A 24,091-nucleotide genomic window follows, 5' to 3' on the forward strand; every position below is an offset into this window, starting at 1 on the left:
CCGTCAGTGGCTGGCCGCCGTAGCGCCCATTTCGTTGACTTGCTGGAAGGTCGAAAAGCGCTCGAGGCCGAAAGGCTTGATCAGATCCGGCACCTTGCCGCCGCTGGCCACCAGTTCTGCCATGGTCTTGCCGCAGATCGGTGTCGCCTTGAAACCCCAGGTGCCCCAACCGGCGTCGAGGTAGTAATTTTTTACCGGTGAAAGCCCCATGATCGGGCTGTAATCCGGGGTCATGTCGGTGATCCCGGCCCATTGGCGCATCAGCTTGGCGTTGGCCAGAAACGGGAACATTTCGATGGCGTGTGCCAGCAGGCTTTCCTTCAGATCGAGCGTGGAGCGGGTGTTGAACAGCGGATAGGGATCGGAGCCGCCGCCGAACACCACCTCGCCACGGCTGGTCTGCTGCACGTAGCAATGCAGCGCCGAAGAGCTCACCAGCGGATCAAGGAACGGTTTGAATGGCTGAGTGACCATCGCTTGCAGCGGAAAGGTCTGGATCGGCGAACGAATCCCGGCCTTGGCCATCAGCAGCGAACTGTGCCCGGCGATGGCCTGCACGGCGCAGCCGCACTTGATGGTGCCTCGATTGGTCTTGACCGCCGTGATCGCACCGTTCTCGATGATCAGGTCCTGAACTTCGGTGAGTTGATGGATCTCCACGCCGCGTTTGGCCGCCTGCTTGGCGTAACCCCAGGCGACAGCGTCGTGGCGCGCGGTGGCGCCGTCGATATGCCAGAGGCCCGCGATAACCGGCAGGTGACCGGGGTCGAGGTTGAGGCTGGGCACCAGTTCGCGAATCTGCTGGCGGTCGATCATTTCGGTGCGGCCACCGAAGTGCTTGTTGACCTCGGCCCGTTGACGGAACGAACGCACGGTGGCATCGGTGTGGGCCAGGGTCAGTTGGCCACGCTCGGAGTACATGATGTTGAAATCGAATTCGTTGGACAGGGACTGGAACATCCGCACCGATTCGGCATAGAAACGCACGCCTTCGCTGGTCAGGTAGTTGGAGCGGATCACCGCCGTGTTACGTGCGGTATTGCCACCGCCCAGATAGGACTTCTCCAAGACCGCGATATTGGTAATGCCGTGGTACTTGGCCAGGTAATAGGCGGTGGCCAGGCCGTGGCCGCCGGCACCGATGATCACCACGTCATAGCTCGGTCTGAGTTCCCGGGGCGGCGGTAGGTCGACTTCCACCGGGTACTCCGAACTCAGCCCGTACTTCAATAGATTGAACGGCATAGGGCCTCCGATTGGCTGCGTTGCGCCTGATGTTGCATCCGGGCTGCGGTTACGGTGTTTTTCATCAAAAAGGCAATAGTCATCGGGCCGACGCCACCGGGAACCGGGGTGATCGCCGCGACGTGGGGCAGGGCGCTGTCGAAATCGACGTCGCCCACCAGGCGGCTGCGGCCCTGGTCGTCGATGCGGTTGATGCCGACATCAATGACCACGGCGCCGGGTTTCAGCCAGCTGGCGTCGATCAGTTTCGGCCGCCCTGCGGCGGCGATGACGATGTCGGCCTGACGGCACAAGGCCTGTGGGTCCGGGCTGCGCGAATGCAGCACGGTCACTGAGCAATCGGCCTTGAGCAGCAGGGCGGCCATGGGTTTGCCGACAATATTCGAGCGGCCGATCACCACGGCGTGTTTACCGCGCAGATCGCCGCAGGTTTGCTCCAGCAGGTACAGGCAGCCGCTGGGTGTGCAGGGGGCGAGCACCGTGCGGCCCTGGCTGAGGCCACCGACGTTTTCACTGTGAAAACCATCGACGTCCTTGGCCGGGGCGATGGCTTCCAGGGCGCGCAATTCGTCGATGTGAGCCGGCAACGGCAATTGCAGCAAAATGCCGTTGATCGAACGGTCGGCATTGAGCGTGGCAATCAGGTTCAGCAGTTGTTCGGTGCTGGTGTCGCTGGACAGTCGATGCTCCACGGAGCGAATGCCCACCTCTTCGGCACGCAGGATTTTGTTGCGCACGTAAACCTGGCTGGCCGGGTCGCTGCCCACCAGAATCACCGCCAGGGCCGGTTGAATGTCCCGCTCGCGCAGGCCGTCCACGTCCTGGCGGACCTGAAGCAGAACACGGGCGGCGGCGGCTTTGCCGTCAATCAATCTGGGCGTGTTCATCGAAAGATCACCGTTCTGTCCTGGTTGAGGAAAACCCGGTGTTCCAGGTGGTACTTGACCGCCTTGGACAGGGCCACGGTTTCGGTGTCACGGCCGGTGGCGACCAGGTCGTCCGGCAGATAGACGTGATCGACGCGCTGCACTTCCTGTTCAATGATTGGCCCTTCGTCGAGGTCGCTGGTGACGTAGTGCGCCGTAGCGCCGATCAGTTTCACCCCGCGCTGGTAGGCCTGGTGATAAGGCTTGGCACCTTTGAACCCCGGCAGGAACGAGTGATGGATGTTGATCGCCCGGCCCGAGAGTTGCTTGCACAAGTCATCGGAAAGGATCTGCATGTAGCGCGCCAACACCACCAGTTCGGTGCCGGTGTCGTCGACAACTTTCATCAGCTCGGCCTCCTGCCGGGCCTTGGTGTCTTTGGTCACCGGCAGATAGATGAAGCGGATGCCCTCGCGCTCGGCCATGGGCCGCAGGTCCAGGTGGTTGGAGACGATGGCGGTGATGGTCATGTCCATCTCGCCCTTGTGGTAGCGGTAGAGCAGATCGGTCAGGCAATGGTCGAACTTGCTGACCATCAGCAGTACACGCATCGGTTCGCGGGTGTCGTGCAGTTCCCAGGTCATGTCGAATGCCTTGGCGACGTCACTGAAGCCTTCCTTGATCTGCTGGATATCACCCAAGTGGCCGTCGTTGAAACGGAACACGGCGCGCATGAAAAAACGGCCGCTGAAGTCGTCGTCGAATTGCGCCATCTCCCCGATGTAGCAACCGTTTTCTGCCAGGTAGGTGGTGACGGCCGCGACGATACCGGACACTGCGGGACAGGTGATCTTGATGATGAAATGGTTTTTTTCGTGTTGCATGACACGTCCTCGGGAAGATGGCGGCAGCTCATCGCATAGCGAAAAAAACAGGGCAAACAGCAATCTCGTCCATGAGTGAGTTTTCTTATGGGGAATAAAATATTCCTGAAGTTGGCTTTATAGGGGAATGCCCGCGCCGCGTCCAGAATTTTTTGTGAAAGTTTTTTAACTGGCAGGAAAACGCCTGAGGCCGACACAGGTCGGCCTCAGGGTTGGAATCGAAGGGGAGTGGGGCGGGGATTATTCTTTGTCGTTGCCGTAATTCATGATCGACAGCAGGCGGATCGGTACTTTCACCAGTTGTTCCGGGCCATGGGGGATTTCCCCTTCGAAAGTCAGGCTGTCACCGGCTTCCATGCGGTACAGCTGATTGCCATGGCGATAGATCAGTTCGCCTTCGAGCAGGTGGAGAAACTCGGTGCCCGGATGGGAGAAGGTCGGAAACTCCTCGCTGGCGTCATCCATGCTCACCATGTAGGCCTCGAAACTCTTCTTCGGCCCGCGCGTGTGATTGAGCAGATGGTAGGTATGACCCTTCTCGGTTCCGCGGCGAACCACTTCCATCCCTTGATCGGCCTTGACCAGTTGCGCGCTGCCGTCTTGCTGGTCGTATTCACTGAACAGCTTCGACAGCGGCAGGCCGAGCACATCGCACAATCGGCTCAGGGTATCGAGGCTGGTGGAGACCTGGGCGTTTTCAATTTTGCTCAACATGCCCTGGCTGATGTCGGCAATTTTCGCCACATCGGACAATTTCAGATCCTGCGCCTGGCGCTGGCGTTTGATTTGCAAACCCAGGTATTGCTCAAGCTTGAGGCGCGGGGCAGTTTCGGTCGGCATAGTCTTTAGATCCTGCACACTTTCTGTTCAGTAATATTAGTTTCGCACTGAGAAAGTGCAAATCACGGCGTTCCTTTCCATCCCAGTGGGCGATATTCCCTCCGGGAAAAGAATATTCCCATATATACAGCACAAAAGCGCTGGTTACGGCACTTCGGCTTTTCATTCGCGATTCTGGCAAGGGCCTTGCATTCCTGTTGGGAAACTTACTTTCTTTTCAGGAATATCAAAGGAAAGTGACGCCCATCCCCAATGATTTGCCCTTTTCGCCAGGAGTGACGAGCAATGTTGCCAGCAGAAACCCAGCGCATCATCGACAAGCACGGGATCAAGTATGTGCTTGCGCAGTTTGTCGATATCCATGGTTCGGCCAAAACCAAATCGGTGCCGATCTGTGGACTCAAGGCCGTGGCCGAGGACGGCGCAGGTTTTGCCGGTTTCGCCATCAGTGGCATGGGCATGGAACCCCATGGCCCGGACTTCATGGCCCGTGGCGATTTGTCCACGCTGATGCCTGTGCCCTGGCAACCGGGTTATGGCCGGATCGTGTGCATCGGTCATGTCGACGGCAAGCCGCATCCTTATGACAGCCGTTACGTGCTGCAACAGCAGGTTCGTCGCCTGGAAGACAAGGGCTGGACGCTCAACACCGGCCTGGAGCCCGAGTTCAACCTGATGCGCCGTGACGAGCAGGGCAAACTGCAGCTGGTCGATGCCAGCGACAACCTGGACAAGCCTTGCTACGACTACAAAGGCCTGTCGCGCTCCCGGGTATTTCTCGAACGCCTGACCGAGGCGTTGCAGGCGGTGGATTTCGAGGTTTATCAAATCGACCACGAAGACGCCAATGGCCAGTTCGAGATCAATTACACCTACAGCGACGCCATGACCTCGGCCGATCGATTCACGTTCTTTCGCATGGCCGCCGGCGAGATCGCCAATGACCTGGGCATGATCTGCTCGTTCATGCCCAAGCCTGACCCGAAACGCGCCGGCAACGGCATGCACTTTCACCTGTCGATCAGCAGCGCCGAGAACAAGAACCTGTTCTTTGATGCCAGCGATCCGAGCGGCATGGGGCTGTCGAAAATGGCCTATCACTTCGCCGCTGGTCTGCTTGCCCATGGCCCGGCGCTCTGCGCTTTCGCCGCACCGACGGTCAACTCCTACAAGCGTCTGGTGGTGGGCCACTCGTTGTCCGGCGCGACCTGGGCGCCAGCCTTTATAGCCTTCGGCGCCAACAACCGTTCGGCGATGGTGCGGGTGCCCTACGGCCGCCTGGAGTTTCGCCTGCCGGACGCCGGTTGCAATCCTTATCTGGTCAGCGCGGCGATTATCGCCGCGGGCCTCGACGGTATCGACCGCCAGCTGGAAATCGACCACGTCTGCAATGAAAACCTCTACAGCCTGAGCCTTGAGCAGATCGCTGCAAAGGGCATCAAGACCCTGCCGCAATCGCTCAAGGAAGCCTGCGACGCGCTGGAAGCCGACCCGCTGTTTGCCGAAGTGATGGGGCCGCAGATCGTTGGCGAATTCATCAAGCTCAAGCGCATGGAGTGGGTGGAATACAGCCGCCATGTGAGTGATTGGGAAATCGCACGCTACACCGAGTTTTTCTGAGTCTGTTGGGCGGCAGCTACAAGCTGCAAGCGTCAAGCCGCAAGTAAAAACGAGTGGGCGGCGTTTCGAAAATTTTCATGTCCATGCGGTCAGCTTGCAGCTTGCCGCTCCCGAACGAAGTGAGGACTGTTTTTATGTGTGGAATCGTAGGCCTTTACCTGAAAAACCCGCAGCTGGAATCCCGGCTCGGCCAGCTCTTCGAACCGATGCTGCAGGCCATGACCGATCGTGGCCCGGACAGCGCAGGCTTCGCCATTTATGGCGATGAAGTGGCTGATGGCTGGGTCAAGCTGACCTTGCAGGCGACCACCGAAGCCTTCGACTGGAAAACCCTGATGGGCGCGCTCGAAGGCCGTCTGGGCTGTTCGCTGGACTGGTTTCAGAACGCCAGCGCCGCCGTATTGAAGATCCATTCGGAAGAAGCGCCAGTCCGTCTGGCCCTTGCCGAACTGGCCCCGAGCGTTCGCATCATGAGCGCCGGGCAGAGCATCGAAATCCTCAAGGGCATGGGCTTGCCCCAGGAAATTTCCCAACGATTCGGCCTGGCCAGCATGAAAGGCAGCCACATCATCGGCCACACCCGCATGGCCACCGAAAGCGCGGTGACCATGGAAGGCAGCCACCCGTTTTCCACCGGCGCCGACCTGTGCCTGGTGCACAACGGTTCGCTGTCCAATCACTTTCGCCTGCGCCAGGAACTCAAGCGCGAAGGCATCCATTTCGAAACCGACAACGACACGGAAGTGGCCGCCGGCTACCTGACCTGGCGCCTGCAACAAGGCGACTCGCTCAAAGAGGCGCTGGATCATTCGCTGGAGGACCTGGACGGCTTCTTCACGTTCGCCATTGGCACCCGCAATGGCTTTGCGGTGATCCGCGACCCGATTGCCTGCAAACCGGCGATTCTCGCCGAGACCGACGATTACGTCGCCATGGCCTCCGAATATCAGGCGCTGTCGAGCCTGCCGGGTATCGAACACGCCAGGATCTGGGAGCCGGCACCGGCCACCCTGTACATCTGGGAACGCGAGTCAGCTTAAGGAGCGCACACATGAAAACCATCGATCTTTCCACTGCCACCGTGCGTGACCTCAATCAGGCGCTGCATGACCAGGCCAACAACGTCGAAGACCGCGAGTGGGTAGTGACTCATTCCAACGGCAAGCACAACCTCGCGGTAGGGGTGAACCAGGCCGTGTCCATCGATATCCAGGGGCACGCCGGCTACTACTGCGCGGGCATGAACCAGAAAGCGTGCATCACTGTGCATGGCAATGCCGGTGTCGGCGTCGCGGAAAACATGATGTCGGGCATGGTGCGGATCAAGGGCAGTGCGTCCCAGGCCGCAGGCGCCACCGCCCATGGCGGGTTATTGGTGATCGAAGGCGATGCCGGTGCCCGATGTGGCATTTCCATGAAAGGCATCGACATTGTGGTCGGCGGCAGCATCGGCCACATGAGCTGCTTCATGGGCCAGGCCGGACGCCTGGTGGTGTGTGGCGATGCCGGCGATGCCCTGGGCGATTCGCTGTACGAAACCCACATCTATGTGCGGGGCACCGTCGCTTCCCTGGGCTCGGACTGCATCGAAAAAGAGATGCGCGCCGAACATCTGGAGGAGCTGCAAGTTTTGCTCAACCGCGCCGGTTTCGAGCACAAACCGTCTGAGTTCAAGCGCTACGGCTCGGCCCGTCAGTTGTACAACTTCAAAGTCGATAACGCGTCCGCGTACTGATCCACGCGAGGAGAACAGATATGAGCGACAAGACCACTCCGGTGCTGCGCGAGTCAGCCACTTTCGACCGCCTGACCATCCAGGAAATCCAGCGCGCCGCGGAAACCGGCATCTACGACATTCGCGGCGGCGGCACCAAGCGCAAATTGCCGCACTTCGACGACTTGCTGCTGCTCGGCGCCAGCGTCTCGCGCTACCCGCTGGAAGGCTATCGGGAGAAGTGTGGCACCGATGTGATCCTCGGCAACCGGTTCGCCAAGAAGCCGATTCACCTGAAGATTCCGGTGACCATCGCCGGCATGAGCTTCGGTGCTTTGTCGGCCAATGCCAAGGAAGCCTTGGGCCGTGGCGCGACCATCGCGGGCACCAGCACCACCACCGGTGACGGCGGCATGACCCCGGAAGAACGCGGCCAGTCGCAGCATTTGGTCTATCAGTATTTGCCATCGCGCTATGGCATGAACCCGGACGATCTGCGCAAGGCCGACGCCATTGAAATCGTCCTGGGGCAGGGCGCCAAACCCGGTGGCGGCGGTATGTTGCTGGGCATGAAAGTCACCGAACGCGTGGCCGGCATGCGCACCTTGCCGATCGGTGTCGACCAGCGCAGCGCCTGCCGTCACCCGGACTGGACCGGGCCGGATGACCTGGCGATCAAGATCGCCGAGATCCGGGAAATCACCGATTGGGAAAAACCGATCTACGTGAAGATCGGCGCGAGCCGACCGTACTACGACGTCAAGTTGGCGGTAAAAGCAGGGGCTGACGTGATTGTGCTCGACGGCATGCAAGGCGGCACTGCAGCCACTCAGGAAGTGTTCATCGAACACGTCGGGATCCCGATTTTGTCGGCCATTCCGCAAGCGGTACAGGCTTTGCAGGAGATGGGCATGCATCGCAAGGTTCAGCTGATCGTTTCCGGAGGGATTCGCAACGGTGCCGACGTCGCCAAGGCGATGGCGCTCGGTGCGGATGCGGTGGCCATCGGGACGGCGGCGCTGATTGCCTTGGGCGATAACCATCCACGCCTGGACGAGGAACTGAAGAAAATCGGCTCGGCCGCCGGTTTCTACGATGACTGGCAGAACGGCCGCGACCCGGCCGGTATTACCACGCAGGACCCGGAACTGTCCAAGCGTCTGGACCCGGTGGAAGGTGGTCGCCGTCTGGCCAACTACCTGCGCGTCATGGTGCTGGAGGCACAGACCATGGCACGGGCCTGCGGCAAGTCGCACCTGCACAACCTCGATCCCGAGGATCTAGTGGCGTTGACGGTGGAGTCGGCGGCCATGGCGCGGGTGCCGCTGGCGGGGACCAACTGGGTTCCGGGCTCTGGGTACTGAGACGAAGCCTGTGGGAGCGAGCCTGCTCGCGATAGCGGTGTATCAGTCAGCTAAAAGGCTGCTGAACCAACCCCATCGCGAGCAGGCTCGCTCCCACAAGTCCTGTTCATTGCACTTATATTCGAGAGGCCGAAAAGGCCCGTGTCTCATTCTTTATTGCTCGCTGCCAGACACTTTCCATTCTTTTGCAGGAGCTTTGAACATGATCAATCGTCTTCTCGGCAAAACCCTTCTCGGCGTACTGGCGGCCGGTGCACTCGCGCCGCTCGCCCAGGCGGCCGACGCACCCACCTTGAACACCGGCAGCACCGCCTGGATGGTGACCGCCACGGTGCTGGTGCTGTTCATGTGTCTGCCGGGCCTCGCATTGTTTTATGGCGGTCTGGTGCGGGCGAAAAACATGCTCTCGCTGTTTACCCAGTGCTTCGGCATCGCCGGCCTGGTCGGCGTGCTGTGGGTGATCTATGGCTACAGCATGGTGGTCGACAGTACCGGCATGGTCGAGGGGCAGGTGACGTTCAACAGTTTTGTCGGTGGCTTGAGCCGGGCCTTTCTGGCCGGCATGACCCCGAATAGCCTGGTCGGTGACATCCCGGAAGGTGTGTTTGTCACCTTCCAGATGACCTTCGCGATCATTACCCCGGCGCTGATTGCCGGTGCATTCGCCGAGCGCATGAAGTTCTCGGCAGCGCTGTGGTTCATGGCGCTGTGGTTCACCCTGGTTTATGCGCCCGTCGCCCACATGGTCTGGGGTGGTTCGGGCGCCTTGATGCATAACTGGGGCGTTCTCGATTTTGCCGGCGGCACGGCGGTGCATATCAATGCCGGCGTTGCGGCTTTGGCCGCGTGCCTCATTCTCGGCAAGCGCAAGGGCTACCAGAATGCGCCGATGCCGGCCCACAACCTGAGCCTGACCATGACCGGTGCGGCGATGCTCTGGGTGGGCTGGTTCGGCTTCAATATCGGTTCCGGCGGCGGTCTCAATGGCACTTCGGGCATTGTCATGCTCAACACCCAACTGGGCGCCTGCGCGGGGATTCTCGGCTGGATGTTCACGGAGTGGTTCAAGGTCGGCAAGCCGAGTGCCTTGGGCCTGGCCAGCGGTGCCTTGGCCGGTTTGGTCGGCATTACTCCGGCGTGTGCGTATGTGGGCGTAGGCGGCGCATTGGCCATCGGTCTGTTGTGTGGGGTGTTCTGCTACCTGAGCGTCACTGTGCTGAAACGCCGCTTCGGTTATGACGACAGCCTCGACGTGTTTGGCTTGCACGGCATCGGCGGCATGATTGGCGCGGTATTGACCGGCGTGTTCTGCGTGCCGTCCCTGGGCGGGTTGGTGGAAGGCGTGAGCATGGGCGCTCAGGTCGTGGCGCAGATCAAGGGCGTGTTGCTGACGACGGTGTACTGCTTCGCCATCAGCTGGATCATTCTCAAGGTGATCAACGCCGTCATCGGCTTGCGTGCCGATGAATCGGTGGAAGACATGGGGCTGGATCTGGCTGAACACAACGAGAGTGCCTACAACCACTGATCGTTGCGATTGAACGACACGGCCCACCTTCGAGTGGGCCGTTTTCGTGGTGCTCAGCTCAACGCTGCATCACTGATCGACTTTTGCTAGCGCGCTTGGGCGGCACGCTGCAATTGACTGGCGATCAGGGTGTTCTTCAGCAGATACGCAATGGTCATCGGCCCCACACCTCCCGGAACCGGCGTGATCGCACTGGCAACAGTGCGCGCGCTGGCGTAGTCGACATCGCCCACCAAATGATTGCCGCGTTCGTCGGTGATGCGATTGATGCCGACATCGATCACCACCGCTCCGGGTTTGAGCCAGCTCGCATCGATCAGCTGTGGCCGACCCACCGCTGCAACGACGATGTCCGCCAGTCGACACAGCGCCGGGGCATCGACGCTGCGCGAGTGGACCACGCTGACCGAGCAGTTGGCCTGCAACAGCAAGGTCGCCATGGGTTTACCGACAATGTTCGAGCGGCCGATGACTACCGCGTGCAAGCCGCTCAAGTCACCACAGGTTTCGTGCAGCAGGCGCATGCAGCCGCTGGGTGTGCAGGGTGTCAGTACTTCGATGCCTTGCACCAGGCCGCCGACGTTTTCCCGATGGAAGCCGTCCACGTCCTTGATCGGATCAATGGCATGAATCACCGCTCCTTCGTCGATATGGACCGGCAATGGCAGCTGCACCAGGATGCCGTTCACCGTGGCATCGGCATTCAGTTGCGCAATCAGTTCCAGTACTTGCGCCTGGCTGGCGGTTTCCGGCAGACGGTATTCAAGAGAGCGGATCCCTACGTCCTTGGCCCGCAGCAGTTTGTTGCGCACGTAGACCTCGCTGGCCGGGTCTTCACCGACCAGCAGCACGGCCAGGGCGGGGTAAATCTGCTGTCCGGCCAGGATCAGAACCTCTTCTCGAACTTCGTCGAGAACCTGGGCAGAGATGGCTTTGCCGTCGATAACGCGGGCAAGAGCGGGGGTGGTGCTGAGCAAAATAGTCACCGTCGTCTTGATTGATAGGGGGGGCGAAATGATCATCGAGGCGTCGTTGCGCCCCGATGATCCATCAGAGACCTGCAGGCAAGGGCGCTCAGGCTACCAGTTGATGGCAACCGTACACCACCAGTACACCCGCGATCAGCGTGGCATAAGGCAACCAGCCGGCGCGTTTTTGACCGGCATCGGCCTGAATGTACAGGTCGCTGAGCATCGCTTCCGGGAAGCGCCCTTTGTCCTGCACGTAGTGGCGGTAGCAGAACACCGGAAGAATCAACAGCGCCAGCAACAGGCCGGTCACCAGGGTGCCGGCGCCCCAGATATCGGCTCCCAGCCCCATGCACGCCAGGTTGACGAAGCTCAGTACGCCACCCGCGGCCAAGAGCACGGTCGGGGCCTTGTACGGGCGTATCCAGTCGGGACGGTCCAGGCGATGAATCCAGCCGGCATTGAGGTTGAGGAAGTTGAAGATGATGTAGCTGACGTTGGACGCGGCCAGCACGAACACATAATCGGACATCAGCAACAGCAGCAGGTTGAACGACAAGTCGGTCCACATTGCTGCGGTAGGCGCGCCGTGTTCGTTGGTGCGGCCCAGGTATTTCGGCAGCCAGCCATCGACTGACGCCTGATACAGGGTACGCGAGGAGCCGGACATCGAGGTCATGATTGCCAGCAGCGTGGCCAGGACCAACATGATCAGCACGATGTTGGCCACCAGCTTGCCGCCGCCGATGCTGTCCGCCATGACCTGCCCGACGCCCATGCCGCTGTAGATCGCGGGTGACAGCAGACCGCTATAGACCGCCGGTGTGACCACCGCGCCGCTGGCATCGAGCACCGCCGGGGTCACCAGTTGCCCGAGACCGAGGCTGCCCTGGAATGCCAGGGGCACCAGGGTGAACACCAGAATGCACAGCAGGCCGGCGTAGAAGATCGCCTTGAAGGTGTCACGCTTGGGGTCCTTGAATTCCCGGGTGTAGCACACGGCGGTTTCGAAGCCGTAAGTGGACCATGCGGCCATGAACAGGCCGCCGGCCATTAACGACCAACCGGACATGTCCCAAGGCCCGTCGATCACTTGCCCGGCCGCGTCATGGGCCAGCGGGTACAGGGGCAGGAAGTTGGCCTGGGCCGCGTCCCCGGTGAACAACGGCACCACACCCACCAGCAACAGAGGAATCAGCGAGGTCACCCCAAGCACCAGCGTCAGGCGTGCCGAGCGCAAGATGCCGCCATGCTGCACGGCGAACACCGTCAGTAAAATCAACAGGCCGATGGCGAATGTCGCGTTGATCCGTAGCGACAGGCCGCTCTTGACCCAACCCAGGTCAAGCAGGGTCAGTTGCCAGGTATTGATCAGCGCATCAGCGGGGAACAAGGCGGTGAGGATGTAACCGGCTGCCAGCCCAGAGCCAATGGACAAAACCGGAGACCAGGCCAGCCAGTTGCACCACACCGAGACCGGTGCGATCAGTTTGCTGTAGCGCACCCAGGCCACCGCGCCGTAGACGGAGGCACCGCCGGACTTGTGCGGGAACAATCCGGCAATTTCGGCATAGGTAAAGGCCTGGATAAACCCGAACAGGATCGACACGATCCAGACGATCCAGGCCGGTTTGCCGACCGTGGCGGCGATCGCGCCGATAGAGAACAGCACCAGGGCGGGCACGCCACTGGCAACCCAGAACGCCCCGCGCCAATCGATCTTGCGCTGCAGGCTGCCCACTGAACCGGCGGCCTGCGGTACGGCCTCGAACGTAGTCGCTTCCATCTTCGTATTCCCATGTCTGAAAAAAAGCAGGACCCTGTAGGAGCGAGCCTGCTCGCGATGGACAACCGGGCACCGCGAACAGTCAGGCAACCCGCGTTATCGTTGACGTTCATCGCGAGCAGGCTCGCTCCTACAGGTGTGTATGGGCAGTCAAAAGGTCGATCAATTGCGCACCCGGCTCTTGTCCGGGTCGTAGAAAATCGCGGCGGTGACCGTGGCGCTGATGCGCTTCTGCAGGCCATCGACTTTGCCGATCTCCAACGCTGTGCCGACATCGGCGCAGGCCACGTCGACCCGGCACAGCGCGATGTTGCTGCCCAGCAGCGGTGAGCGGCAGGCACTGGTGACTACGCCGACCTGGGCCCGGCCGCGGTACACCGGGTCGCCGTGGTGGGCGCCTTCGTTACCGCTCAGTTGCAGGCCCACCAGTTTGTGAGCGGGATAGGTACTGCGCCGTAACAGGGCGTCGCGACCGATGAAGTCATCGGTTTTGCTTTTTAACGGCACACTAAAACCGATGCCCGCTTCAAAGGGGTCGGTCTGGTCGCTGAACTCGTAGCCGGCAAAAATCAGCCCGGCTTCGATGCGCAGCATGTCCAGGGCCTCCAGACCCAGTGGCACCAGGCCCAAGGGCTGGCCCAGAGCCCAGATCCGGTCCCAGACCCGTTCGGCATCCTCGGGTTGGCACCAGACTTCGTAGCCCAGTTCGCCGGTGTAGCCGGTGCGCGAGACCATCAGCGGGCAACCGTCGTAACCGTCCAGGCGGCCTACAAGAAAACGGAACCAGCCCAGTGTCTCCAGACTCGGCTGATTGGGCGCGGTCCAGACCATCTGTTTGAGCAACTCGCGGCTCATCGGGCCTTGTACCGCCAGGTTATGGATCTGCTCGCTGGCGGACTTGATCCAGACCTTCATGCCGAGTTTTTGCGCCTGCTCGCGCAGCCACACCCCGGCGTAGTCTTCGCCGCAGATCCAGCGGAAATTGTCCGGGCCCAGGCGCAGCAGGGTACCGTCGTCGAGCATGCCGCCGTGTTCGTGGCACATCGCCGAGTACACCACTTGACCCACCGCCAGACGCCGCACGTCGCGGGTCAGGCAGTACTGCAACAAGGCTTCGGCGTCGGGGCCGATGATTTCGAATTTGCGCAGGGCGGTCAGGTCCATCACCGCCACTCGCTCGCGGCAACCGAGGTATTCCTCGATCGCGCCATAGCCGTCATAGCGCAGCGGCAGCCACCAGTTGCGGTAGTCGACGAAGCTTCCGGTCAAGGCGCTGGTGCGTGAGTGGAACGCGGACTCACGGGTAAGAATCGGGTCGGCATCAGCCGTGGGTCGAGTGCTCATGGCGATGGAAAAACGCTCCTTTTCGCTGTAGAGGCGGACATGGATATCGGTTGGGTTCCAGCCATTGGCCGGGTCGATGTCATCCGGGCACGAAGTACTGCCGCACACCAAGTCGGTCATGGCGCGCAGCAGCACGTAGTCGCCGGGACGCGACCAGGGTTCATCCAGGGTCATCTGCTGGTGTGCGTCGATCCCGGTATTGAAGAAAAAATTGATCGCTGGCCAGCCATTGCGGGCCTTGACCCCATGGGACGCGAGCACGCGGCTGAGGTTGTCGCTGCAGTTGTCGTGCCCAAAATACCCATGGCTCTCGTAATAGCGCGCGGCACAGGCCAGGGCGAAGGCGTCGTGGCGGCCGACGGTGTCGCGCACCACCTCCAGCATCGGTTGCATCTGCCGGTCGAAAAACTTTGAGAACAGTCCCGGTGCCGGGTAGGCGCTGCCGTTCAGGGTGCGGGTCACGGTCTGGTCCAGGTCCAGTTCCAGACCGCGATCCAGTGCCCGTCGATCCAGAGCGACGAAGTCCGAGCACTGGCGACCGGCGACATCCAGCACCTGCACATACTGACCTTTGCCAACGGTGTAACTGTGGGCGGTGCCGGCGCCGAGGGTGAACTCGTCGAGCAACTCGCCCAAGGGTTCGGGCAACACGGGGAGCAGCAGCGGCGAGGGATTGGCCCGAGTCACCAGCAGCCGCAGCTCGCTGGGCCGGTATTGTCGGTCAACGGCGGTCGGTCCGTCGGGGGCCGCGACGATCACCAGTAGCTCATCGCTGGCGACGAAGCGGCGGCTGAAGTCGGCAGGGCTGTCCTCGTCCCAGAGTGAGGCGGCGCTGGGTAGCAGTTGGGGATCCATCGCGCGCCGGATCAGCGCCTGGCCAATGCGACGCGACTGCAAGGTCTGTTTGGCGAGCTGCGCGCTGATGAACCCGCAGGTCGTCGAACCGCTCAGTGCCCAGGCTGCCAGGGCGCTGCGACCGAGCCTATCCACGGCCAGCAATTGGCAAGGTTGCCGGCCTTCGAGGTCGATCACTTGCAGGCTGTCGCCAGGCTGCAACGCGACAAGGGTCAGGCCACCGGCAGCCACCCGATAGCGCTCCAGGGCCGGGGCCCGGGCAAAGAGTCCGGGTTCCCGCGGGCGGGAAACACGAGGTGCGTTCATGGTGAGGCTCCCGGGTCAACCGATCGACTTGACGGACATCGGCGGTTCAGCGAGGTACGCCGCCATGGAGTCGTCAAGGGCATGCAGCCAGGGCGTGTGGTGGGGGGGCGATTGGGTGCCGGTCATCAGCGATCGGTAGGACTTGTCACGGTAACCCATGATGTCGTGGGCCTTGTCGTGCTTCCAGTGCATGAAGGTGTCGTTGACGGCGGCGATATCGAAGTTCGGGTAGTCGGTGGCGTCCACCAGGTGCTGGATATAGGCCCCCTGGTATTCGAACATCTGCTGGTTGGTTTCAAGCTGCTGTTCACGGGCATGCCATTGCTGGCTATCGGCGGCTCTTTGTGCCTGGTCGGGTAGGGCGATGCGTTGCAGGATCACGTCGCGGGCGTACCAGGCCTGGGCGTCGAACATGTTGAACGAGTACCACTGGTCCTGCATGCCGAGGTAGATCAGTTGCGGGTTGGGTTCCCAGAAAATGCCTTTGTAGAGGTTCATCGGCCATAGCCGATTGTCGGTCTTGAGGCGCAGTTCGTCCGGCAGGAAGGGGAAGTGATGTTGGTAGCCGGTGCAGAGGATCACCGCATCGATGTGTTTGTGGGTGCCGTCGATAAAGTACGCGCGGTTTTTTTCCAGGCGCTGCAACAGCGGTTTTTCTTCCCAGTTGGCGGGCCAGTCATAGCCCATGGGCGCGGTGCGATAGCAGCTGGTGATGCTGCGGGCGCCGTACTTGTAGCACTGTGAACCGATGTCTTCGGCGGAATAGCTGCTGCCGATGATCAACAGATCCTTGCCCTTGAACTCCAGCGCCTCGCGGAAATCATGGGCGTGCAGGATGCGCCCGCCGAACTGCTCGAATCCGGGGAAATACGGCATCTTCGGCGTCGAAAAGTGCCCGCAGGCGTTGATCACGTAATCGAACTGTTCCGAGGTCCGGGTATCGTTGCCGTGGTCGTGGGCGACCACCGTGAATCGGCGAGTCTCTTCGTCAAAAGTGACCTGGCGCACCACATGGTTGAAACGGATGTAGTCGCGAACCCCGGCTTTTTCGACGCGGCCCTTGATGTAGTCCCACAGCACTTCCCGTGGTGGGTAGGAGCCGATGGGGCGGCCAAAATGTTCTTCGAAGGTGTAGTCGGCGAACTCCAGGCATTCCTTCGGGCCGTTCGACCACAGGTAGCGGTACATGCTGCCATGCACCGGTTCGCCGTTCTCGTCCAGGCCGGTGCGCCAGGTGTAATTCCACATGCCACCCCAGTCTTGCTGTTTTTCATAACAGACCAGTTCCGGGATGGGCGTTCCCTGGTCCCTGGCCGATTGAAATGCCCGCAGTTGAGCCATGCCGCAAGGGCCGGCGCCGATGATTGCAACGCGTGTGGTCATGGTCGTATCTCCTGGCTGTTGATCGGGAAAAGGGCTCGCTCAGCGAAAAATCACCGTCTTGTCCTGGTTGATGAACACCCGGTGTTCCAGGTGGTATTTCAGGGCTTTGGAAAGCGCTACGGTTTCGGTGTCGCGGCCGATGGCGACCAGCGCATCGGGCAGGTAGGTATGATCGACCCGCTGGATTTCCTGCTCGATGATTGGCCCCTCGTCGAGGTCGCTGGTGACGTAGTGGGCGGTGGCGCCGATCAGCTTCACGCCACGGTCGTAGGCCTGGTGATAGGGCTTGGCACCCTTGAAACCGGGCAGGAACGAGTGATGGATGTTGATAGCCCGGCCGGACAGCTGCTGGCACAGGCCGTCGGACAGAATCTGCATGTAGCGGGCGAGCACCACCAGGTCGGTCTGAGTGTCCTCGACGATGCGCATCAACTCGGCTTCCTGGCTGGCCTTGCTGTCCTTGGTGATTGGCAGGTAGATGAAGCGAATGCCTTCGCGTTCGGCCATGGCTCGCAGGTCCAGGTGGTTGGAGACCACAGCGGTGATGTGCATGTCCATCTCGCCTTTGCGGTGGCGGTACAGCAGGTCAGTCAGGCAGTGGTCGAACTTGCTGACCATCAGCAGCACCCGGGTCGGCTGACTGCTGCAGAACAGCTGCCACCGCATGTCGAAGCCGCAGGCCAGGTCGCCCAGATCCTCGCGCAGGGCACCGATATCGCCCTTCACACCGGTGTTGAAGCGGAACACCGCGCGCATGAAAAATTGCCCGGTGAACTCGTCGTCGAATTGCGCCAGCTCGCTGATGTAGCACTGCTGTCCGGCCAGGCAGGTGGTGATCGCGGCTACGATGCCGGACGCTGCCGGGCAATTGATCTTGAGAATGTAATGTTCGTTGGTAGTGTCCATCGAGAGTCCCCTGGAGACAGTGGTTGGAGGCTCAGCCCTTGGCTGTGCGCTTGGTTTTTTCCGGGTCGTCGAAGGGCAGGGCGTGGGTCACGGCGGCGCTTTCCTGGCTGCCGCGCACCTGCAGGGCAATGCCTGGATTCGAGCAGGCCACGCTCATGCGGGCGATGGCCATGGAGCGTTTGCTCAGGCGCGAATACATGCCGCAAGTGATCACCCCGACTTGCTGGTTGCCTTGCCAAAGGGTGTCGCCGGCTTCAGCGGGGCGGACGCCTTCGAGTAACACGCCGGTGATCTTGAAGCGCTCCTGACCGCGCAACCGGAAGTGCTCGTCGGCACCACGGAATTCGCGTTTGTCCGGGGAAACGGTGAAATCCAGGCCCATTTCCCACAGCGTGTCGCCCGCCTTCTGATCGGCGAAGGGGTACATCTGCGAGTTGTCGTAGGGGAAAAACATCAGCGAGCTTTCCACCCGCAACCAGTCCAGGGCGGTAAAGGCGCAAGGGATGATGCCCAGGCCCGCGCCCTGTTCGAGGATCGTGTCCCACAGCGCCGGGGCATCGGCGGCCTTGCAGAAAATCTCGTAGCCGCGTTCGCCGGTATAGCCGGTGCGGGAGATCATCACCGGGCGATCGAACAGGCGGGTTTGCAGGTGATGGAAGTAAGGCAGCTGACGGATCCCGGGGACGTGCTCGGCGAGAAAGTCCACCGCCAGCGGCCCTTGCAGCGACAGATCGTGCAGGTCGTCATCGAACAGCACCGCCACTTGCCGGCCCTGGGACGAGCGCACCAGCATTTCGTGGCCGTTGCCGGCACCGTGCACCACCATGAACGCGTTGGGTCCGGTGCGGTAGACGATGCAGTCATCGACGAACTTGCCGTCCTCGTCGAGCATCGAGGCGTACACCGACTTGCCGGGGTAGAGCTTGGCGATGTCGCGGGTGGTGGCCCATTGCAGCAGGCTCTCGGCGTGGGGGCCGACGTAATGGACTTTTTTCAGCCCGGACACATCCATCAGTCCGGCCCGGGTGCGGATCGCCTGATGGTGATCGGCCAGGTCGCTGTCGTAGGTCCAGGCAGTGCCCATGCCGTTCCAGTCTTCGAGGTTCGAGCCGAGTGCGCGGTGCCGTTCGGCCAGTGCAGAAATACGCCATGAATGCGTCATGTGAAGATCCTTGTCGGTGAATGTGGGTCAGGGTTCAGGCCTGGTCGAAGCGGCTCAGCCACTCGACCAGGGTCTGTCGGTAGCGGCTCATGCCCTTGTACTCGGCGATCGGCTCGGGCAGGTCGCGCAGCACACGGTGCAGGCGGCAGCCCCAGCCGGGCTGGGTGACCAGCTCCTGCAGGCTGATCAGGTAGGTGCGGATGCTGAACATCACCGCGTTGCTGCGTGGCAGACGGGCCATCACTTGCAGCTCGACACGCAGGTGAACCTGTTGCCCGACGTTCTCGGCGGTGATGCGACCGCGGTCGGCGCCCCATTCATGGAACGTCTCGGGGGAGGAATCCAGGCGCGGATTGATGGTCAGCGTCCAGTTCAGACGCCGCACCGGCTGCCCGGTTTGCAGGTTGAGCAGGTATTTCAGCGCGCGGTTGAAGATGCCCATTTGGTGGGCCATGGGTACCGGGGAATGCCACTGCTTGAAACTCATGCCGGCGTCGAAGGCCAGGGACCAGTCGGCCGGGCTGGTGACCAGGCCGGCGTCCATGTACAGATCGCCGTCGCGTTGATCGAGCAAGGCAAAATCCCCCTGCACCTGTCGGCCGATGAACTCCAGCGGTTCGCAGGGCAGGCTGCTGGCATCACCGAACACAAAGTGCTGATCGATGTTCAGCAGCGTGTTGCGCCAATGCCAGTGATCACCTTCACGCTCCAGCGAGAACCACTGCGGATAATCCGCAGCCAGATGCTCCATGAGCATCTGCAGCGCATCCCAGGCCGCCACTTGCATGTGCGGCAGCACCAGGTAGCGGCGCGGATCCTTGTCCAGCACCAGGGCGCGTTCGGCCATTTCCGAGCGGTAGTGTTCGTCAATGTCGAACCCGTGCTGGTAAACCGAGCCGGGATCCCGGGAGGTCGCCGGTTCGATGTTCACCGAATACAGGTAGCTGTCCTCGGTGAAGGGAAAAGGAAAACGCCGGATGGCGGCAGGGCTGTTGCGAAAGCTGAAATCGTCTCGATAGCTCTGCACGGGGCTTGATTGAATGGTCATGGTCGACTCCTAAAGATCCAGCGAAACGCAAGGGCCGCCGCGGGAGACACAGGGCATGAGGAAGTCAGCCTGCTCGGCGGGGCTCAGGAAACTGTCGCGGTGTTCGATGTCGCCGCCCACGTGGCGGGTCATGCACTGGCCACAGACCCCGCCGCGGCACAGGTTGGGGATCTGCAGCCCGGCCGATTCCAGCGCTTCAAGCAGGCTTTGTTCGGCGCCGACCCGCAGGCGCCGGCCGCTGCGCAGCAGTTCCAGTTCGAAGGGTTGGCCCGGTTGTGCGGCATTGAAGGCTTCCCAGTGCACCCGGCCGGGCGGCCAGCCGAGTGCCTTGGCCTGTTGCCGAACCGCGTCGAGCAACGGTTGCGGGCCGCAGGTGTAAAGGTGGCTGCCCAGCGGTCGATCACGCAGGATCCGGCGCAGGTCCGGGCGGCTGGCGTAGGTGTGCAGGCGCGATCCCAGCCGCTGTTGCAATGCCTCGACATAGGCATCGCTCAGGCCCGGACGACAGAGGTAGTGCAATTCGAAGTCGGCCTTGCGTTGTTCCAGGGCCGCGATGTAGGCCATGAACGGCGTGATGCCGATGCCACCGGCGATCAGGATGTGCAGGCTGGCGGTCGAGTGCAGGGCGAACAGATTGGCCGGTGGCGAAATCTGCAGCGTGTCCCCGACCCGGACCTGCCGATGCAGGTACCGCGAGCCGCCGCGGGAGGTCTCCTGCAGGCGTACGGCGATGCGGTAAGACTGGTTGTCCGCCGGGTCGCTGGTGAGTGAATAGGCATTGCGCAGATTGCCTTCGGCCAGTGGCAGGTGAACCTGCACATGACTGCCGGGGGAGAACGCCGGCAGGGGCCCAGAGCACGCTTGCAGGGTGAATTCGCGCACCACTGGGGTCAGCATTCTCGCCGCGCTGACCCGCACTTCGATGACGGCGCTCATGACCGGGCTCCGGCATAAGGCTGGTCGGGGTTGGTGCAAACGCCGAGGTACGCCCCCAGGCGGCGGGAAAAGTGCTCCCGGACTTCCAGCCCGACATCGCAACCGATGCAGATCAGCAGCGACTCCGGCCCGGTGGCCTGGGTCAGGCCGCAGTGCACGCAATACACCAGGCGCGCACCGGTAATCGTGCGGGTGATGTCGATCTCGTCATTTTCCATTCCGGCGCTGCGGGCCTCGCCGTGGATGCGCCAGATAAAGGCCTCGTCGCCCATGATGTAGAGATGGCTGCCGACCGTGGCGCTGACCAGCACCTGTTGCAGGCGCCGGGAAAAGTCGGCGTTCTCGCCATTCAGCACCAAGGGCTGTTCCAGTTCCCCGACAACGGACGAACAGGCGGCCGCCGATTGCATCACCACGATGTGTCGGGTGACGCTTGAACGAGGCAGCGGCGGGCGATAGCGCGGGAGGCTGTGAAGTCGGTCCGGGGCGGCGCTGTGTCTATCCGTCATGTGGGCTTTCCTGGCTGTTCCGCGCCTGTCGAAGGGCGAGAAAGGTGGCGTTGGACCGGGAATTTGTTTCCTGGTGGGGAAGATACTTTCCTATGGGGAAAATCTTCTCAATCCGGAAAAAGGGCTATGCCTTTGGAGATAAGCCTTGCGCAACGCCCGTTCGGGGCATGGAAGTTGCTGGTCTTCGCTCAGGGCTGAGTAACCGGACGGGGAGTTATCAATGGTGCGAACACGACCGCAGTGGTGGCCGCTCTGGCTGGGGCGTATTCGCCCCGAACAGGCACGCAGCGTGCGCAAACTGCTGGCCGGATTGCCCTTGTGCCAGGTGCACGGTGACGGTGCCTTGTCGGGTTTTCTGGATCGTTTCGAAGCATTGTTGCCGACCTGCAAACTGAATCTGATCCTGGGCGGCGAAGACCTGGGGCCGGCACGGCGCGGATTGCTCGAGGGCTGTCAGGACGTTGCGCGTTGCCCTTGGCGTGACTCGGCACTGCCTGATGTGGCTCAGGCCTGTGGCCCTTGCCGGCAACGGGGCGTACATCGCCTGCTGTGTGCCTTGCCGCACAGCGACGATTCGAGCAAAGGGGTGTTGTTGCTCGATACCCCACAACCGGTCCACGCAAGCTGGCGCCAATTGCTGGAAGAGGCGGCGCAGGCGGTCGGCGTCACCGTACGCTTGCGCTGCTACACCCGTGAGCAACAGCGCAAACAGGCTACGTCCCGGCACGGCGCCTTGGCCCGTGAGCTGCACGATTCGGTGGCTCAGCAGTTGGGTTACCTGTCGTATCAGGCGCGTTGGTTGCAATCGAAGTTGGGCGAGCCTGCGCAGGCCCTCGCCGCGTTGCAGGAACTGTGCGGCGGCTTGAGTCAGCTGCAGCGCCAGGTGCGCGAGCTGATCACCAGCGCTCGTCTGACCATGGATGGGCGATCGCTGCGCCAGGCATTGGCCGACTCTGTCGCCGAGTTCTCGCGGCGCTGCATCATCGTTTTCGAACTGGACAATCGCCTGACCGATGACGCTTTGGGCCCGGAAACCGAATTGCAGATTCTGCAGATCATTCGCGAGGCACTGGCCAACGCGGTGCGCCATTCCCATGCGCGGCATGTGCGCATCGAGTTGCGGCAAAACCAGGACGGCGATGTCTCGGTGACGGTGGAGGACGACGGCATCGGCCTGAGCCCTGCATCGGGGGAGGACAACCATTTCGGCCTGGCGATTATTCGTGAACGCGCCGCGAGCATCGGCGCCCGGCTGAGCATTGAGGCGATCCGCCCGCACGGGGTCCGCGTACACCTGGGCCTTTGCCATCATCAAGACCTGCCACAGGGGAGTTTCGATGGACTGCACGACCTTATTACTGATCGATGATCACCCGCTGTTTCGCAAGGGCCTGGCGCAGCTGTTCGGCGCCAGTGACGACTTCGAGGTGGTGGGGCAGGCCGCCAGCGGCCGCGAAGGCATCAACCTGGCGGTGAGCCTGGCACCGCAGCAGGTCTTGCTGGATCTGCACATGCCTGGCTTGAGCGGTTTGCAGGTGCTCGATGAACTGCGTCAGTTGCGCCTCGATTGCCAGGTGGTGGTGCTCACTGCGTCGATGGATCGCGCCGAGTTGTTGACTGCCCTGCGCCTGGGGGCCAGCGGTTATGTGCTCAAGGAAACCGAGCCCGATGCCTTGCTGGCCTACATGCGCAATTGTCACAAGGGCGCGATTGTCCTGGATTCGACCCTGATTGCCCTGTTGGCCGATCAGGACGAATCGTTGCACCGCCCCGCGCAGGATGCCGATCCTCTGGACACCGGCAACCTTACCGAACGCGAGGGCCAGACCCTGGCCCTGATTGTCGCCGGCATGAGCAACAAACAGATCGGTCGGGAACTGGGGATCAGCGATGGCACGGTCAAGATCTATGTGCGCAATCTGTTGCAGAAGCTCGGCCAGCACTCGCGTCTGGAGCTGGCGGCGTGGGTACACAACGGCGCGTCGGTGAGACACGAGGAGCGGCATTAGATGATGGAACGGCCAGAGGCATTTGTGCAGGCACCGTCCTTGCACCTGATGGATCGCTTTCCGGCGGCGTTGCTTGAACTGCGCGACAACGGGCAGATCGCCCACTTCAACCTGGCGTGGGTCGAGCTGATGGACAGGCCGGGCCCGGAGCGCAACCTCATCGACTATGTGCACCATGAGGACCGTTCGTTGTGGCGTCAGGCCTTGCATGAACTGCGTCGGCGTCCCGAGACGTCCTTCAGCCAGCGGTTGCGCTTTGTTCACCCCTCGGGGGAGCTGCGTTGGTTTGACGTCAGCCTCAAGCGCGAGACTCAGGGTTTTTATCTTGTGGCCGGGGACATTACCGCGCACAAACGCCGCGAAGTTGCCTTGCAGGCCAGTCAGCGCAGCAGTATGAGTTTGCTGGACAGCATGCCGGGGCTGATCTATCGCGGCCGCAACAATCGCGATTGGACCATGGAATTCGTCAGTGCCGGTTGCTTGCAACTGACCGGGTATCCACCGGAGCGGCTGGTGGACAACCATGAGTTCACCTACAACAGCCTGATCCTGGCGCAGGATGCCGATTACGTCTGGCGTGAGGTGCAATATGCCCTGTCGCGGCAAGAACCATTCGAACTCAACTACCGGATTCGTTGCGCCGATCAGTCGATCAAGCACGTCTGGGAAAAGGGCGTGGGGATCTATGCCGACACGCGTGAAGTGCTGGGTATCGAGGGGGCGATTTTCGAGCGTAATACCGGCCAGGACCCGGGGCGTTGAACGCAGGTTTGCGGTGTGGCCCTGGGCATTTGGGCGACGCTGTTTCGGGGTAACAT

The 24,091-nt window shown here is 61.6% G+C and carries 21 protein-coding genes; 8 read left to right on the forward strand and 13 right to left on the reverse strand.

Features of this window, described 5'->3' with window-relative positions:
- Window positions 1–3: 3 nt before the first annotated feature.
- The 4 genes from ACX3YD_RS10050 to ACX3YD_RS10065 all read right to left on the reverse strand — a co-directional run bounded on the left by ACX3YD_RS10050 (window position 4) and on the right by ACX3YD_RS10065 (window position 3,835).
- A complete protein-coding gene (locus tag ACX3YD_RS10050; RefSeq protein WP_103405587.1) occupies window positions 4–1,245 on the reverse strand; it encodes an FAD-dependent oxidoreductase in 1,242 nt (413 codons plus the stop codon).
- Window positions 1,227–2,132 carry a bifunctional methylenetetrahydrofolate dehydrogenase/methenyltetrahydrofolate cyclohydrolase FolD gene (folD, locus tag ACX3YD_RS10055; RefSeq protein ID WP_130207761.1) on the reverse strand — a complete coding sequence of 302 codons (906 nt, stop codon included), beginning with the start codon at window positions 2,130–2,132 and terminating at the stop codon, window positions 1,227–1,229. Before folD ends, ACX3YD_RS10050 begins: the two co-directional genes overlap by 19 nt.
- Window positions 2,129–2,995, reverse strand: coding sequence for a formyltetrahydrofolate deformylase (gene purU, locus ACX3YD_RS10060; protein WP_458959841.1), 867 nt, complete (start codon window positions 2,993–2,995; stop codon window positions 2,129–2,131). Before purU (ACX3YD_RS10060) ends, folD begins: the two co-directional genes overlap by 4 nt.
- 240 nt (window positions 2,996–3,235) lie before the next feature.
- Complete coding sequence (locus ACX3YD_RS10065) at window positions 3,236–3,835, reverse strand: helix-turn-helix domain-containing protein (RefSeq protein ID WP_103405585.1); 600 nt, start codon at window positions 3,833–3,835, stop codon at window positions 3,236–3,238.
- A gap of 285 nt (window positions 3,836–4,120) precedes the next feature.
- On the opposite strand from ACX3YD_RS10065, the gene glnT reads away from it, so the two are divergent.
- The 5 genes from glnT (at window position 4,121) to ACX3YD_RS10090 (ending at window position 10,061) form a co-directional block, all read left to right on the forward strand.
- Window positions 4,121–5,455 (forward strand): type III glutamate--ammonia ligase, encoded by a 1,335-nt coding sequence (gene glnT / locus ACX3YD_RS10070; protein ID WP_047530849.1) that lies wholly within the window; start codon window positions 4,121–4,123, stop codon window positions 5,453–5,455.
- A gap of 134 nt (window positions 5,456–5,589) precedes the next feature.
- Window positions 5,590–6,495, forward strand: a complete 906-nt coding sequence (locus tag ACX3YD_RS10075) for a class II glutamine amidotransferase (RefSeq protein WP_103405583.1) — start codon at window positions 5,590–5,592, stop codon at window positions 6,493–6,495.
- 11 nt (window positions 6,496–6,506) lie between these two features.
- On the forward strand, window positions 6,507–7,190 hold the full coding sequence (locus ACX3YD_RS10080; RefSeq protein WP_103405582.1) for a GltB/FmdC/FwdC-like GXGXG domain-containing protein: 684 nt from the start codon (window positions 6,507–6,509) through the stop codon (window positions 7,188–7,190).
- Window positions 7,191–7,210: 20 nt separating this feature from the next.
- Complete coding sequence (locus tag ACX3YD_RS10085) at window positions 7,211–8,533, forward strand: FMN-binding glutamate synthase family protein (RefSeq protein ID WP_047530843.1); 1,323 nt, start codon at window positions 7,211–7,213, stop codon at window positions 8,531–8,533.
- A gap of 202 nt (window positions 8,534–8,735) precedes the next feature.
- Window positions 8,736–10,061, forward strand: coding sequence for an ammonium transporter (locus ACX3YD_RS10090; RefSeq protein WP_103405581.1), 1,326 nt, complete (start codon window positions 8,736–8,738; stop codon window positions 10,059–10,061).
- A gap of 86 nt (window positions 10,062–10,147) precedes the next feature.
- Here ACX3YD_RS10090 and ACX3YD_RS10095 read toward each other — a convergent pair whose 3' ends face one another.
- From ACX3YD_RS10095 to ACX3YD_RS10135, 9 genes are all read right to left on the reverse strand, one after another.
- Window positions 10,148–11,083 carry a bifunctional 5,10-methylenetetrahydrofolate dehydrogenase/5,10-methenyltetrahydrofolate cyclohydrolase gene (locus ACX3YD_RS10095; RefSeq protein WP_458959842.1) on the reverse strand — a complete coding sequence of 312 codons (936 nt, stop codon included), beginning with the start codon at window positions 11,081–11,083 and terminating at the stop codon, window positions 10,148–10,150.
- 52 nt (window positions 11,084–11,135) lie between these two features.
- A complete protein-coding gene (locus tag ACX3YD_RS10100) occupies window positions 11,136–12,815 on the reverse strand; it encodes an APC family permease (protein ID WP_198131726.1) in 1,680 nt (559 codons plus the stop codon).
- A 162-nt stretch (window positions 12,816–12,977) separates the two neighbouring features.
- On the reverse strand, window positions 12,978–15,320 hold the full coding sequence (locus ACX3YD_RS10105) for a DUF1989 domain-containing protein (protein ID WP_458959843.1): 2,343 nt from the start codon (window positions 15,318–15,320) through the stop codon (window positions 12,978–12,980).
- 15 nt (window positions 15,321–15,335) lie between these two features.
- Window positions 15,336–16,703, reverse strand: a complete 1,368-nt coding sequence (locus ACX3YD_RS10110) for an NAD(P)-binding domain-containing protein (RefSeq protein ID WP_458959844.1) — start codon at window positions 16,701–16,703, stop codon at window positions 15,336–15,338.
- A gap of 39 nt (window positions 16,704–16,742) precedes the next feature.
- Window positions 16,743–17,609 carry a formyltetrahydrofolate deformylase gene (purU, locus tag ACX3YD_RS10115; protein ID WP_458959845.1) on the reverse strand — a complete coding sequence of 289 codons (867 nt, stop codon included), beginning with the start codon at window positions 17,607–17,609 and terminating at the stop codon, window positions 16,743–16,745.
- 31 nt (window positions 17,610–17,640) lie between these two features.
- Window positions 17,641–18,771: an aminomethyltransferase family protein gene (locus ACX3YD_RS10120; RefSeq protein WP_103405575.1), complete on the reverse strand. Its 1,131-nt coding sequence runs from the start codon at window positions 18,769–18,771 to the stop codon at window positions 17,641–17,643.
- A 34-nt stretch (window positions 18,772–18,805) separates the two neighbouring features.
- On the reverse strand, window positions 18,806–19,819 hold the full coding sequence (locus tag ACX3YD_RS10125) for a heme-dependent oxidative N-demethylase family protein (protein ID WP_458959846.1): 1,014 nt from the start codon (window positions 19,817–19,819) through the stop codon (window positions 18,806–18,808).
- Window positions 19,820–19,828: 9 nt separating this feature from the next.
- Window positions 19,829–20,755: a PDR/VanB family oxidoreductase gene (locus ACX3YD_RS10130; protein ID WP_458959847.1), complete on the reverse strand. Its 927-nt coding sequence runs from the start codon at window positions 20,753–20,755 to the stop codon at window positions 19,829–19,831.
- Window positions 20,752–21,264 (reverse strand): dimethylamine monooxygenase subunit DmmA family protein, encoded by a 513-nt coding sequence (locus tag ACX3YD_RS10135; RefSeq protein ID WP_103405572.1) that lies wholly within the window; start codon window positions 21,262–21,264, stop codon window positions 20,752–20,754. The genes ACX3YD_RS10130 and ACX3YD_RS10135 overlap by 4 nt, the downstream gene beginning before the upstream one ends.
- 220 nt (window positions 21,265–21,484) lie before the next feature.
- On the opposite strand from ACX3YD_RS10135, the gene ACX3YD_RS10140 reads away from it, so the two are divergent.
- The 3 genes from ACX3YD_RS10140 to ACX3YD_RS10150 are packed head-to-tail and all read left to right on the forward strand — an operon-like array spanning window position 21,485 to window position 24,035.
- Window positions 21,485–22,633, forward strand: coding sequence for an ATP-binding protein (locus ACX3YD_RS10140; RefSeq protein ID WP_458959848.1), 1,149 nt, complete (start codon window positions 21,485–21,487; stop codon window positions 22,631–22,633).
- On the forward strand, window positions 22,602–23,273 hold the full coding sequence (locus ACX3YD_RS10145; protein ID WP_047530823.1) for a response regulator: 672 nt from the start codon (window positions 22,602–22,604) through the stop codon (window positions 23,271–23,273). Before ACX3YD_RS10140 ends, ACX3YD_RS10145 begins: the two co-directional genes overlap by 32 nt.
- Complete coding sequence (locus ACX3YD_RS10150; protein WP_458959849.1) at window positions 23,274–24,035, forward strand: PAS domain-containing protein; 762 nt, start codon at window positions 23,274–23,276, stop codon at window positions 24,033–24,035.
- Window positions 24,036–24,091 lie beyond the last annotated feature (56 nt).

This window comes from Pseudomonas fluorescens group sp. PF-1, assembly GCF_054481335.1.